Origin of the sequence: Neisseria musculi, assembly GCF_014297595.2 — a bacterium.
Lineage (GTDB): Bacteria > Pseudomonadota > Gammaproteobacteria > Burkholderiales > Neisseriaceae > Neisseria > Neisseria musculi.
On record NZ_CP060414.2, the window covers coordinates 2,000,644 to 2,014,409 of the forward strand.

Annotated in this window: 9 protein-coding genes; 4 read left to right on the plus strand and 5 right to left on the minus strand. The window is 57.7% G+C overall.

Annotated features, from left to right (window positions below; translation table 11 throughout):
- Nucleotides 1-415 precede the first annotated feature (415 nt).
- Nucleotides 416-1,549, minus strand: a complete 1,134-nt coding sequence (locus H7A79_RS10470) for an NlpB/DapX family lipoprotein (RefSeq protein WP_187000202.1) — start codon at nucleotides 1,547-1,549, stop codon at nucleotides 416-418.
- 17 nt (nucleotides 1,550-1,566) lie between these two features.
- Nucleotides 1,567-2,442 carry a 4-hydroxy-tetrahydrodipicolinate synthase gene (gene dapA / locus H7A79_RS10475; protein ID WP_135034524.1) on the minus strand — a complete coding sequence of 292 codons (876 nt, stop codon included), beginning with the start codon at nucleotides 2,440-2,442 and terminating at the stop codon, nucleotides 1,567-1,569.
- Nucleotides 2,443-2,877: 435 nt separating this feature from the next.
- Between dapA and H7A79_RS10480 the strand changes: the two genes are divergently transcribed.
- Nucleotides 2,878-4,266, plus strand: a complete 1,389-nt coding sequence (locus H7A79_RS10480; RefSeq protein WP_135034523.1) for a nucleobase:cation symporter-2 family protein — start codon at nucleotides 2,878-2,880, stop codon at nucleotides 4,264-4,266.
- 99 nt (nucleotides 4,267-4,365) lie between these two features.
- Here the strand turns inward: H7A79_RS10480 and H7A79_RS10485 are convergent, their stop codons facing one another.
- From H7A79_RS10485 to accB, 3 genes are all read right to left on the minus strand, one after another.
- Nucleotides 4,366-4,722, minus strand: coding sequence for a hypothetical protein (locus H7A79_RS10485; RefSeq protein WP_187000203.1), 357 nt, complete (start codon nucleotides 4,720-4,722; stop codon nucleotides 4,366-4,368).
- A gap of 2 nt (nucleotides 4,723-4,724) precedes the next feature.
- The gene (accC, locus tag H7A79_RS10490; RefSeq protein ID WP_187000204.1) at nucleotides 4,725-6,077 is read right to left on the minus strand and encodes an acetyl-CoA carboxylase biotin carboxylase subunit; all 1,353 of its coding nucleotides are present in this window, start codon (nucleotides 6,075-6,077) and stop codon (nucleotides 4,725-4,727) included.
- 99 nt (nucleotides 6,078-6,176) lie between these two features.
- On the minus strand, nucleotides 6,177-6,632 hold the full coding sequence (gene accB, locus H7A79_RS10495) for an acetyl-CoA carboxylase biotin carboxyl carrier protein (RefSeq protein ID WP_187000205.1): 456 nt from the start codon (nucleotides 6,630-6,632) through the stop codon (nucleotides 6,177-6,179).
- A gap of 524 nt (nucleotides 6,633-7,156) precedes the next feature.
- Here accB and H7A79_RS10500 point away from each other — a divergent pair.
- The 3 genes from H7A79_RS10500 to putA all read left to right on the plus strand — a co-directional run bounded on the left by H7A79_RS10500 (nucleotide 7,157) and on the right by putA (nucleotide 13,117).
- Nucleotides 7,157-8,425, plus strand: coding sequence for a tetratricopeptide repeat protein (locus tag H7A79_RS10500; protein ID WP_187000206.1), 1,269 nt, complete (start codon nucleotides 7,157-7,159; stop codon nucleotides 8,423-8,425).
- Nucleotides 8,426-8,609: 184 nt separating this feature from the next.
- Nucleotides 8,610-9,038: an META domain-containing protein gene (locus tag H7A79_RS10505; protein WP_187000207.1), complete on the plus strand. Its 429-nt coding sequence runs from the start codon at nucleotides 8,610-8,612 to the stop codon at nucleotides 9,036-9,038.
- A gap of 473 nt (nucleotides 9,039-9,511) precedes the next feature.
- Nucleotides 9,512-13,117, plus strand: a complete 3,606-nt coding sequence (putA, locus tag H7A79_RS10510; RefSeq protein ID WP_187000208.1) for a bifunctional proline dehydrogenase/L-glutamate gamma-semialdehyde dehydrogenase PutA — start codon at nucleotides 9,512-9,514, stop codon at nucleotides 13,115-13,117.
- The last annotated feature ends 649 nt before the right edge of the window (nucleotides 13,118-13,766 follow it).

The following is a 13,766-nucleotide window of genomic DNA, read 5'->3' on the forward strand; positions in this document are numbered from 1 at the left end:
ACTCGGGCTTGATCCGAGCATCTGTTATTTCTCTCACAACAAAAAGATACTCGGGTCAAGCCCGAGTATGACGCAGATGCTTTAATTTGAAAGAATCAGGACGTCTGAACAATATTTTTCAGACGGCCTTTCGCCACCATTATGTTGTTATTTTCAAATAAAGTGAGTTTCCCTATGAAATCAAATAATAAGGTGGGGGTTGGAACGGCAGCGGGACGTGGTTTGCTGCATCTGCTCTACGCTATTGTAATGGTTGAGGCACACGCTGCCCGTTTTGTTTGTCCTGCCGAATGCCGTTGGCGGATGCTGCCACGCCGCCAAAACCATTGAGCCGGCAAAGAATCAGGCCGTCTGAAAAATATTGTTCAGACGGCCTGATTCTTTGCCGTTGCTATTTAGGCGGCAAGCGTGGTTATCAGCGCAATTCGGTGTGCAGACGGCCCAACCATGCAGAAGCATCGCTGCCCCGGTAGGCGCTGCCGTCGCGGTTGAGCAGGCGGATGCGGGTGCCGTTGTTTAACGGCTCTGCATACACAATCAGCTCGGGGCGGGCGGCCGCAGCCGAGGCAGCTTGGGTTTCGCCTTTACCGAACAGGCGTTTGAAAAAACCGGTTTTTTTGGCAGAAACGGCCGTGCCTTCCTGCGGCGCGGGCTGCACCAAAAATGCGTGGCGTTCGGCATTTTGGCCGAGCACGGTCAGGCCGATGCGGTCGAGCGCCAGCGCGATGCGGCGCCAGTTGCGGTTGTGGTCGCCGCTTACCAAAACGGCATCACCGCTGACGGAAGCCAAATCGCTGCTGCTGCGGGCTGCGGGGGCAACACTGCTGCCCAAGGCGTTTTCGGCCTGCCGGGCATCTATGCCCAAATACTGCATGAAGCGGGCGAGAAAGGCCGCTTCAAGGTTGGGATCGTTGGGGCGCGGCTGCCACATGGTGGTGTCTTTGTTTTTGTCGCCATACACCTCCTGCATACCTTTATGGGCGAAGAAGATGTCGGTGGTGCCGTTGCGGCCGTGTTCTACACGGATAATGAATTTGTCGCGCTCGCTGGTGGAATAAATGCCGCCCAAGCCCACTTTTTCAAACAGGCGGCGCAGGCCGTCGCCGGCGATTTTGGCGCGGTTTTCCGCCCATTCGGTTTCCATTTGACCGATGGCGGGCTCTTCCGATTTGATTTCAAAGCCGTTTTCCTGCCAAAACACTTTCAGCAGCGGCCAGATTTCGGCAGGCTGCTTACCTTCCACTACCAGCCAGCGCTGGCTGCCGTCGCGCTCGAGGCGCACGCCTTTCACACCCTGCAGCACGGCTTGGCCGGCAGGCTGCTGTGCGCCGCTGCGGCGCGCTATATCGCTGGCGCGCACGGCACCCGAGCCGGCAGGAATCTGATACAGATTGCCTTGGTCGGGGTTGGTTAAATCGGGCGGAACTTCAAGGTTCACCACTTTGCGGTTTTGGGTTTGATAATCGAATTTGGGCTGCTCTCTGCTGCCCGAGCAGGCGGCCAGGCCGGCCAAAGCAATCAGGGATATTGCCGTTTTGATGCGGTTCATTCGCGGGATTCCTCCGGTTAAATCAGTTGGGCGCTTTTCAGCGCGCTGTGTACTTTGGCTTGGCCGTCTGAAGAAAGTTCAACAATCGGCAGGCGCACATGGGGTTGGCACAATCCCATTGCAGACAACGCCCATTTGGGGGCGGCGGGGCTGGGTTCGCAGAACATCACGTCATACACGGGAATGAGCTTTTTATTCAGCGCACGCGCGGCGGTGGTATTGCCGGCAATGGCTTCGCGGCACATATCGGCAAACAGTTTGGGGGCAACGTTGGCGGCCACCGAAATCACGCCGTCTCCGCCGCAGAGCATAAACGCCAAACCTGTGGGGTCATCGCCCGAATATACTGCAAAGCCTTCCGGCACACGGTTGATCAGGTCGGTTTCGCGGGCGATGTCGCCGCTGGCTTCTTTCACGCCTACGATATTGGGAATTTCGGCCAGGCGCAGTATGGTTTCGTTGCCCATATCCACCACCGTGCGGCCGGGCACGTTGTAAACAATCATGGGAATGCTGCAGGCTTCGGCGATGGCTTTGAAATGGCGGTAAATGCCTTCCTGCGAGGGTTTGTTGTAGTAGGGGACGACCGACAGGGTGTAGTCGGCTCCCAAACGCTCGGCACCTCTGGAAAGCTCGATGGCTTCTTCGGTGTTGTTGGCACCGGCTCCGGCAATCACGGGCACGCGTTTGCCGGCATATTTGACGGCGGCTTCCACCACGGCCAAGTGTTCTGCAACCGGCAGGGTGGCGCTCTCGCCGGTGGTGCCTACGGCCACGATGCCGTCGGTTCCGTTTTCGATGTGCCAGTCGATTAAGGTGCGCAGCCCGCCGTAATTGATGCTGCCGTCTTCATTCATGGGGGTAACCAGGGCAACCAAACTGCCTTTTAACATGGTAAAACCTTATTTCTCGAACATTCGGTTAAAGTGTAACGGGTTCATTTTCAACACCGCGCAACAGGCCGAAAACAGCAGAAACAATATGCGGCCGCTTCAATCTGCCGCCTGCGCGGCCTGCAGAATCTTCTCTTTGCGCCGGGGTGCGGCAACGTTTCAGCGAAGCCCGTGAATCCGTTAACGGGCGATTGTAGCCTACTTTGAAATAGATGGGAAATGCTGATTATGCGTGCCCTGCAAAGGTTTGCAAAGGTTTTTCAGGCCGTCTGAAAACGTTTCGGCGGCTTTTCAGACGGCCCGGTTTTTATGCGGTTATGCTGGAGGGCGTGTTTTTCCCAACGGGAGCCGCCGCTTTGAAATTGAAGTCGGCACTTGGATTGTTTACAATCTGCGCTTACAAATTTTATCGTTCGGTTACACAAGGAATATACGATGTCAGCCCCTCCCCGCAAAAGCGATGCCCCCGACTTGGTTTACCGCCTGGAAGACAAACCGCCCTTCGCCAACGCACTCTTAAGCGCAACCACCCACCTGTTGGCGATTTTCGTGCCGATGATTACGCCGGCGCTGATTGTGGGCGGTGCGCTGAAACTGCCGCCGGAAATGACGGCTTATTTGGTGTCGATGGCGATGGTGGCCTCGGGCATCGGCACTTATCTGCAGGTGAACCGCCTCGGGCCTGTCGGCTCGGGCATGTTGTCGATTCAGTCGGTCAATTTTTCGTTTGTGGGCGTGATGATTTCACTGGGCTTGGGCATGAAGGAGCAGGGCTTGGACGAACACGCCATGCTCTCCGCGCTGCTCGGCGTGGCGTTTGTGGGCGCGTTTTTGGTGGCCGGCTCGGCATGGCTGCTGCCCTACCTGAAAAAAGTCATCACCCCCACCGTGAGCGGTGTGGTGGTAATGATGATCGGCTTGAGCCTGATCAGCGTGGCCATCACCGAATTCGGCGGCGGCTATGCAGCCATGGGCAACGGCACCTTCGGCGCTTGGCAGAATATTGCGTTGGCAGCGTTTGTGTTGGCGGTGGTGCTGTTTTTCAACAGCCTGAAAAATCCGCTGCTGCGCATGAGCGGCATTGCCGTGGGCATGGTTTCGGGCTATGTGGTGGCGCTGTTTTTGGGCATGGTGGATTTTTCGGTGTTGGAAAACCTGCCGCTGTTTACCGTGCCTGTGCCGTTCAAATACGGCTTTGATTTTCAATTTGTTCCGTTTCTGGTGGCCGGCCTGGTGTATCTGCTGAGCATCTTTGAAGCGGTAGGCGATTTAACCGCCACGGCGATGGTGTCCGGCGAAGACTATGAAGGCGGTGAATTTCAAAAACGCCTGCGCGGCGGTGTGTTTGCCGATGGTTTGGTGTCGGTGATTGCCACCGCGCTGGGGTCACTGCCGCTCACCACTTTCGCCCAAAACAACGGTGTGATTCAGATGACCGGCGTGGCTTCGCGCCATGTGGGCAAATATATTGCGGCCATTTTGGTGCTGCTGGGGCTGTTTCCCGTGGTGGGCCGCGCGTTTACCACCATTCCCAGCCCGGTTATCGGCGGCGCGATGGTGCTGATGTTCGGCCTGATTGCCATCGCCGGTGTGCGCATTATCATGACCAACGGCATCGACCGCCGTGAAGCCGTGATTGCCGCCACTTCCATCGGTTTGGGCTTGGGTGTGAGCTTCAAGCCCGAGGTGTTTGCCCTGCTGCCCGTGAAAGAGCTGTTTCAAAACCCCATCTGCATGGGCGGCACCGCCGCGCTGCTGATGAATCTGATGATGCCGCACGATAAAGGCGGTAAAGTTTATCTGAGCGATGAATTAGACGTTTGACACGGCGAATCCCCGGTTCTCTATAGCATTTCCGGCTTTGCCCCTCGGGGATAAAGCCGCTTCGTTTTCAACACAGGGCGCGGCTGCGGGCAATATTGATTATGGTTCAGCTGCGCCATACCTGCCCTGAGGCCGTCTGAAACATTTCCAAGCGATAAAACAAGGCAAAACGGCAGGCTTCAGGATATACAAACATTGCGAAAGCACGCGGTTGCCGCTGCAGCAGTCTGCACAACCGCTCTCTTTCAACCGGGCAGGCGCTGTGATGGTTTCAAAGCAGGCGGTCATCGCCGCCGCAAGCAATAAGCCGCAAGCAATAATAAGATTAAATTGAAATGAAAAGGACTGAATCCTGTTGAGTGGAGTGTAGGATTCAGTCCTTGCCAACCGCTTGGTTAATCTGCCCGGCTTTTGGGAGCCTTTCAAAACGGGCGGTTGGTGTTTGCCGCTCTGCATTGTTATTTGGCTTTTTTGGCTTCCAGCCAATGCTCCAAATAGTGAATGCTCACCCCGCCTTCTTGGAAGTCGTGGTCGTTAAACAAATCACGGTGCAGCGGGGCGTTGGTTTTGATGCCCGTAACCGCCAGCTCGGCCAGCGCCACCCGCATTTTGGCCATAGCCTGCTGGCGGGTTTTGCCGTGAACGCAGATTTTGCCGATTAAGCTGTCGTAGTTGGGCGGAATGCGGTAGCCCTGATAAATATGGCTGTCCACGCGTATGCCCAAACCGCCGGGCAGATGGCAGCTTTCAATCAGGCCGGGGCTGGGAATGAAGTTGTAGGGGGCTTCGGCATTAATGCGGCACTCGAATGCGTGCCCTTCCAGCACGATGTCTTTCTGACTATATTGCAGGGGCAGGCCGCCGGCAACGCGGATTTGTTCCTGCACGATGTCGATGCCGGTGATCAGCTCGGTAACGGGGTGCTCCACCTGCACGCGGGTGTTCATCTCGATAAAGAAAAATTCGCCGTTTTCATACAGAAATTCAAATGTGCCCGCACCGCGGTAGCCGATGCGCTTGCAGGCGGCCACGCAGGCTTCGCCGATTTTTTTGCGCTCTTTGTCGGTGATGCCGGGGGCGGGGGCTTCTTCAATAACTTTTTGGTGGCGCCGCTGCATGGAGCAGTCGCGCTCGCCCAGATAAACGGCGTTGCCGTGTTCATCGGCCAACACCTGAATTTCGATGTGGCGCGGTTTTTGCAGATAGCGTTCCATGTAAACCATGGGGTTGCCGAAGGCCATGCCGGCTTCGGTTTTGGTCATTTCCACCGCTTTGAGCAGGTCTTCTTTTTTCTCGACCACACGCATACCGCGCCCGCCGCCGCCGCCCGATGCTTTGATAATCACAGGAAAGCCCACTTGTTCGGCAATTTTGACGATTTCGGCATCGTTGTCCGGCAGCGCACCCTCAGATCCCGGCACACAGGGCACACCCGCCTCAATCATAGCGTGTTTGGCCGACACTTTATCGCCCATCAGGCGGATAGTGGCAGGCCTGGGGCCGATAAACACAAAGCCCGACTGCTCCACCTGCTCGGCAAAATCGGCATTTTCGGCTAAAAATCCGTAACCCGGATGCACGGCATCGGCTCCGGTGACTTCGGCAGCGGCGATTAGGGCGGGGATATTGAGATAGCTCTGCGGCGAAGGCGGCGGGCCGATGCACACAGATTCATCGGCCAATTTCACGTGCAGGCTGTCTTTATCGGCTTCAGAATGCACGGCAACGGTGGCAATGCCCATTTCGCGGCAGGCACGTAACACACGGAGCGCGATTTCGCCGCGGTTGGCAATCAATACTTTTTTCAGCATAGGGATACTTTCAGAAGAGGTTTCAAGCACGCGGCCCGATTCTGAATACGGCGGGGGTTTCAGACGGCCTCCAACGCAACCAAAGGCCGTCTGAAAAGATTATTCGATGATAAACAGCGGCTCGCCGTATTCTACAGGCTGGCCGTTTTCAACCAGAATTTCTTTGACAACGCCGGATTTCTCGGCTTCGATTTCGTTCATCAGCTTCATCGCCTCAATGATGCACAGGGTTTCACCGGCTTTGACGCTTTGGCCGACCTCTACAAACGGCGGGGAAGACGGGCTGGGGGCGCGGTAAAACGTGCCGACCATCGGGGATTTCTGCGCGGCCGACAAATCGCGTGCGGCGGGAGCCTGCGCGGCAGGGGCGGCGGCAGCGGGAGCCGGGGCAGCAGCGGGCGCGGCATGGTGCACGGGCACTGGAGCGGCATAAACAGCCTGTTGCGCAGTGGAGCGGGTGATGCGCACTTTTTCTTCGCCTTCGGTTACTTCGATTTCGGCAATACCCGATTCTTCAACCAGGTCGATTAATTTTTTCAGCTTGCGTAAGTCCATCGTGATTCCTTTTGCTCATGACGGTAGATGAAATTCCAACTGATACAGCGTTGCCCCGCCCTGCTGCACTGTCTGCGGCCCGCCTTCGTTTCAGCCCAAACTTAATCCACTCACTGTAAACCGCCCAACGGGCGCAAACCACCGCATTGCGCCGCAAGAATGCGGCACCGTTTTACAGGCGGTAATAAAAAAAGATATTTGGCTATTTTTACCAACTTGCTGTTAAATGTCCAGCAAAATATCAAAAAATACCGTTTTTTATGCAAATATCCGGGTTTCGGGCGGTATGGCGGAACGGCCGGAAAGCCAAGCGAGCATTTATTCTAAGGCGGGTTTGCGCACATAAATTTCCATACAGATAAAAACCTGCAAAGCGGGCGCAAAAGCAGGGTGTTATCCTGCCGCGACAGACGCAGAGCCGTTTTAAAGCGATTTTTCAGACGGCCTGCCGCCTGCCGCACCGGCTGCATTATCATGATGGTTTTCGATAAAGGCCGATGGGCCGTCTGAAAAAGGGAAAACATATGAGCAGACCGCTGCCGCCCAAACTGCAGAAAACACAGCAGCAGCTCGATCGGATTTCTGCCGAGTTCAAACAGCATATGGCCGCCGGACGCTACCGTGAAGCCGTGTGCGAAGCCGTCAAAGCCCACGCTTTGATTCCCAAAGCCGTTGCACCGCTGAGCGATGCTGCCACCGCAGCCGTGAAAGGCGGCCTGTGGCAGGAGGGCATCGGCTATGCCGAAAAAGCCCTGCAGCGCAACCCGCAGCATATCAATTCGCTCGATGCGCTTGCCCATGCCTACGGTGCGCTCGGCGATTGGGAAAACTGCCGCACCTACGGCCTGCAGGCCTTGCAGCTTCGCGATAAAAGCATTGCCGCGCAGGTTGCGCCGCCGCAAACCCGTGAACGCCCCGGCGGCAAAAACATCATTGCGTTTTCGCTGTTCGGTGCGGGCTCCGAATACATTGAACCGGCGGTGATGAACACCGAATTGGCCGGCGAAATCTACCCGGGCTGGACGTGCCGCTTCTATATCGATGGCAGCGTGCCTGAAACTGCGGTTCAGCGGTTGCAGGCCAACGGTGCCGAAATTGTGCGGGTGCGCGGCAGCGTGGAAAACTGGCCGGGCGCGATGTGGCGGTTTCTGGCGATGGACGATCCCGAAGCCGCGCGGGTGGTTTTCCGCGATGCCGATTCGGTGGTTTCGCAGCGCGAAGCCCGCGCGGTGCGCGAATGGATAAGCAGCGGCAAGCTGTTTCACACCCTGCGCGATGCCGGCACCCACACCGAGCTGATATTGGCCGGGCTGTGGGGCGCCGTGGCAGGCAGCGTGCCCGATATGCGCGGCAGAATCGAAGCCTTTCTGGCCGTGCCGCCGGCTTCACGCCATTTCGCCGACCAATTGTTTTTGCGTGAAAACGTGTGGCCTTATGCCCGCCAAAGCCTGTGTGCGCACGACCGTATTTTCGGTTTTGCCGGCGCGGTGCCGTTTCCCGGCCATGCCCCGTCCGACTACAACCGTTTCCATGTGGGCTGCAACGAAGGCAACACCCGTTTTCAGGCGGCCTTCGGCCTGCCGGACGGCAGCCGCGTGCTGTGGCGTTTGTTCAGCCGCATTTCGCCGCTGCTCAACGCCGATTACTCGCTGAACGTTTTGCCTGAAGAGCGACTGGTGTGCGCCTATGAGGCCGTGGTGCAAAACGGTAAAGTAAGCGGCCTGATTCCCTACCGCTATGCCAAAGGCTTTTCAGACGGCCTCTCTAAGATTACCGTGGCCGCGCTGGAATAATCAGACAGAAGAGCCCTGCGCGGTTTGCAAAGTCAAACCGAATATAATATTCAGACTTCAGGCCGTCTGAAATCTGCTTGAACCGAAAGAACAAACAAGCGGTTAATGATGGATGCTCCCGCATGGTTTGAATTTCCGGCTTTTGCGCTGGTAGAATCTGACCGATATGAGAAAGGACTGCCCAATGAAACCCCTTACTTTATTTGCAGCTTTGCTGCCGGCGGCCTGCGTTGCCGCCCCTTCTGCCGCCCCTTCTGCCGCCCCTTCTGCCGCCCCTTCTGCCGGCCTGGCAGGCAAATGGCAGGTGCAGGAGGCCGATTCCGCCGCCATGCCCGAAGGGGTAAGCATCACCTTGCTGGCAGACGGGTATTTCCACACCGACGGCGGCTGCAACAGGCTTTTCGGACGCTACCGCCAAAGCGGCAACCGCCTGATTTTTTCAGATGCCGCCAGTACCCTGAAAGCCTGCGCGGACGGGCAGCATATGGAAATCGACAGCCGCCTCGGCACCGCTGTCGGCACACACCGAACCTACCGCATCAGCGGCACGCAGTTGGAATGGTTCAACGATAACGGCAAAGTGGTGCTCAAAGCAGTGAAGAGCGAACCATAAACGGCGTAAAAGGCCCAGATGCGCAATGCGCCGCCACTTCCGGCAGGCATTGGCGGCCGTCTGAAAATACGCACCCGCCGTTGTTTGCGCCGGGCGGAAACGGCGGCAATACTTTCGAACGCACCATCCGACCTGTCTGCCAACGCCCCGCAGACAGGCTTTTTGTGATGACGGGGTTGGTTATCCTGCTACCGTCTTTTTGTAAGCTTTGGTAAACTGTTGATTCAAGATAATCATCATTTTGCCTACCGCTTTTTCAGACGGCCTTTAGAGCGTGTGGTCAGGAAGCATTGCGGCGGTATTTTTGGTCAAAATCCTCATCTGCCGCGTTAAAAATGCGCGCAAGACAGTTCAATCTTGCTGTGCTTTTTGCCCTGCATCTGCCGATTTTCCCTCAAAAAACCGCTTCGCAAGCATGATGACTGCACACTCTGAAGCAAAGGCCGTCTGAAACAAAAACAACGGAGAAAAATATGTTTCACTTTGCCCATCCGCAGCAAACCGCTCTGCGCCAAGCCGTTACCCAAGCCTACCGCCGCGATGAAACCGAAGCGGTGCAGGATATGCTCCAGCGCGCGCAAATGAGTGCCGCCGAGCAAAACGGCGCTTCGCAACTGGCGCGCCGTCTCGTTACCCAAGTGCGCGAAAACCGCAAAAAAGCCAGCGGCGTAGATGCGCTGATGCACGAATTTTCGCTTTCCAGCGAAGAGGGCGTGGCGCTGATGTGCCTGGCCGAGGCGCTGCTGCGCATTCCCGACAACGCCACCCGCAACAAGCTGATACAAGACAAACTTTCAGACGGCAATTGGAAAAGCCATCTCAACAACAGCCCCTCGCTATTCGTGAACGCCGCCGCATGGGGTCTGCTGATTACCGGCAAACTCACCGCCCCCGCCGGCCGGCAGGGTTTGGGCGCAGCATTAACCCGTATGCTGGGCAAGGGCGGCGAACCGCTCATCCGCAAAGGCGTGGATTACGCCATGCGTATGCTGGGCAGGCAGTTTGTTACCGGGCAAACCATAGAAGAGGCGCTGCAAAACGGCAAAGAGCGTGAAAAATCGGGCTACCGTTTTTCATTCGATATGCTGGGCGAGGCGGCAATGACGCAGGCCGATGCCGAGCGTTATTATCAGGATTACGCGAACGCCATCCACGCCATCGGCAAAGATGCGCAAAACGCGGGCGTGTATGAAGGCAACGGCATTTCAGTGAAGCTTTCCGCCATCCATCCGCGCTATGTGCGCGCACAGCACAAGCGTGTAATGAGCGAGCTGCCGCCCAAGCTCAAACAATTGTTTATGCTGGCGAAATCTTACAATATCGGCCTGAACATCGATGCCGAAGAAGCCAACCGGCTGGAATTGTCGCTCAATTTGATGGAGGCGCTGGTATCCGACCCCGATTTGGCAGGGTTTAACGGCATCGGCTTTGTGGTGCAGGCTTATCAGAAACGCTGCCCGTTTGTGATTGATTATCTGGTGGACTTGGCGCGGCGCAACCAGCAAAGGCTGATGATACGCCTGGTAAAAGGCGCGTATTGGGACAGCGAAATCAAATGGGCGCAAACAGACGGCCTGAACGGCTATCCCGTTTACACCCGCAAACTGCACACCGATATTTCCTATCTGGCCTGTGCGCGCAAACTGCTTGAAGCGCAAGACGCGGTGTTTCCGCAGTTTGCCACCCACAACGCCTACACGCTGGCGGCGGTTTACCAAATGGGCGAAGGTAAAGAATTCGAATTCCAATGCCTGCACGGCATGGGCGAAACGCTCTACGACCAAGTGGTCGGCGCGCAAAACCTCGGCCGCCGCGTGCGCATTTACGCGCCGGTGGGCACACACGAAACCCTGCTGGCCTATCTGGTGCGCCGCCTGCTCGAAAACGGCGCCAACTCGTCTTTCGTAAACCAAATCGTTGATGAAAAAATCAGCATCGAAACATTAATCCGCAGCCCGCTCGACACCATCGCCGAGCAGGGGGTGCGCCGCCACAGCGCGCTGCCGATGCCGCGCGAGCTTTACGGCGCCGGCCGTCTGAATTCCCTCGGTGTGGATTTGAGCAATGAAAACGTGTTGCAGCAATTACAAACCTCAATGAACGAAGCTGCCGGCCAAAGTTTTCAGACGGCCTCTTTAATCAACGGCCGAAGCCGCGAAATGCAGCCCGCCCGCCCCGTGCATAATCCCGCCGACCACAGCGATATTGTCGGCAGCGTATCGTTTGCCGATGCCGCGCTGGTGCAGGAAGCCGTTGGTGCCGCCGTGGCCGCACAAAGCCTTTGGGGCAGCACGCCCGCCGCCGAGCGCGCCGCCTGCCTGCGCCGTTTTGCCGGCCTGCTCGAAGAACATACCGCCGCGCTGATGATGCTGGCCGTGCGCGAAGCGGGCAAAACGCTGAACAACGCCGTTGCCGAAGTGCGCGAAGCGGTGGATTTCTGCCGCTATTATGCCGATGAAGCCGAGCACACCCTGCCTCAAGATGCCGAACCTTTGGGCACGGTGGCAGCCATCAGCCCGTGGAACTTCCCGCTGGCGATTTTCGTGGGCGAAGTGGCGGCGGCGCTGGCGGCAGGCAATACCGTAGTGGCCAAGCCTGCCGAGCAAACCGGCCTGATTGCCCATTATGCCGTGCGCCTGCTGCACGAAGCCGGCGTGCCGCCCGAAGCCCTGCAACTGGTGTTGGGCGCGGGCGATGTCGGCGCGGCACTCACCCAAGATGCGCGCATCAACGGCGTGATTTTCACCGGCTCCACCGAAGTGGCGCGCCTGATTAACCAAACTTTGGCCAAACGCAGCGACAATCCCGTGCTGATTGCCGAAACCGGCGGCCAAAACGCCATGATTGCCGACAGCACCGCGCTGACCGAGCAAGTGTGCGCCGATGTGCTCAACTCTGCTTTCGACTCGGCCGGCCAGCGCTGCTCGGCACTGCGCATTCTGTGTGTGCAGGAAGAAGCCGCCGAGCGCATGGTGGGCATGATTAAAGGTGCAATGAACGAATTGCGCGTGGGCAATCCGCGCGGGCTGGACACCGACATCGGCCCCGTGATTGATGCCGAAGCGCAAGCCAATCTGTCGGCACATATCGACACCATGAAAGCCCGCGCACGCGCCTGCCACCAAATCAGGCCGTCTGAAAACGCCGGCAACGGCACGTTTGTGCCGCCCACGCTGTTTGAGCTGGACAATCTCAACGAATTGCAGCGCGAAGTGTTCGGCCCCGTGCTGCACGTTATCCGTTACCGGCCTGAAAATCTCGATGATTTAATCAATCAGATCAACAGCAAAGGCTACGCCCTCACCCACGGCATCCACAGCCGCATCGATGGCGCCGTAGAACGCATCAAAGGCCGTATCGAAGCGGGCAATGTGTATATCAACCGCAATATCGTGGGCGCGGTGGTGGGCGTGCAGCCTTTCGGCGGCCACGGCCTTTCCGGCACCGGCCCCAAAGCGGGCGGCCCGTTCTACCTGCAGCGCCTCACCCGCCTGCAACAATGGAAAGTGCCGCATTTGAGCCGCATCGGCCAAGCCGATGAAGCCGCACTCAAGCAGTTGGAAAACCTGCTGCACAGCCTGCCGCTGCCGCAAGAATCCAAACTGAAGCTGGCCGCCGGGCTGGGCACCGCCAGAGTGCTGACCCTGCGCCGGGCAGAAGTGGTGCTGCCCGGCCCCACCGGCGAGCGCAACACCCTGGGCTGGCGCGCGCCGGCACGGGTGTGGCTCTACGGCGGCAGCCTGGAGCAGGCATTTGCCGCGCTGATTGCGCTGGCGGCCAACGGCATCCGCGCGGTGATCGAGCCCGACCACCCGCTGGCCGCCTATGCCGAGCCGCTCGGCGGCCTGCTGGAAATACACACACGCCCCGAGCAGAGCGGCATCCGCCACGTGGCTGCACTTTCCCCGCTGCCGGCGGAATACAAACAGTCGCTGGCCGCCTCGGAAGGCGCGTTGATTAAAGTGCTGCCGTCTGAAAACGGCTTGGATATTTACCAAGTGTTTGAAGAAATTTCGTGCAGCACCAACACCGCCGCCGCCGGCGGCAATGCGGGCCTGATGGCGATGGCTGATTGGTAGCCCCCAAGCCGCTCCGAAAATAAACGGCAGCGAACCAACCCGGTTCAAGCAGTTTGAGCAAGCGGCTGCCTTCTCAGGGCTGAATCCCGTGTTAAGCAGGGTTCGGCCCTTTTCATTTCCACCCCGCCCCATCGCGGCGGCACCACGAATCCACTCACTCCGCAGCTTTTCTACACCTTGGTCGCTCTAATGCATCCACTTTATTTTCGGCACAAGGGGCAGGCGGCAGACAATACGACAAAACGCCGTAACGGAAATAAAGCGGATTGGCTGCGCCTGTAATGCCTGCACTCCGCTCCCTGATATGTTTTGTTCCGTGGGTATCCCACGGAGCCCGCCTGCACACTGCCGCCCCGCCTAAGGAAAACCCTCCGGCTGCCTGCTTTGCGCCCTACCCCTGCAGGCACTGCCTCTTTTGCAACCTGCCTCTGCCTGTGTACGCCGCTATAAAAAGCCGCAGCCCCGAGACCGGCTGCCCGAGGGGTGCGGTTTATTGCGTGTTTCCCAAAGCAACAGCCCGAAACCTCTGTCAAAACGCCTTCGGCCGTCTGAAACGCTTCAATACCGCCATATCCGAGCTTGAAACGGGCATCTCGTTTTCCCGAAAGCCATTGAAAAAAGATGCCCGGTTCAAGCCCGGGCATCACTC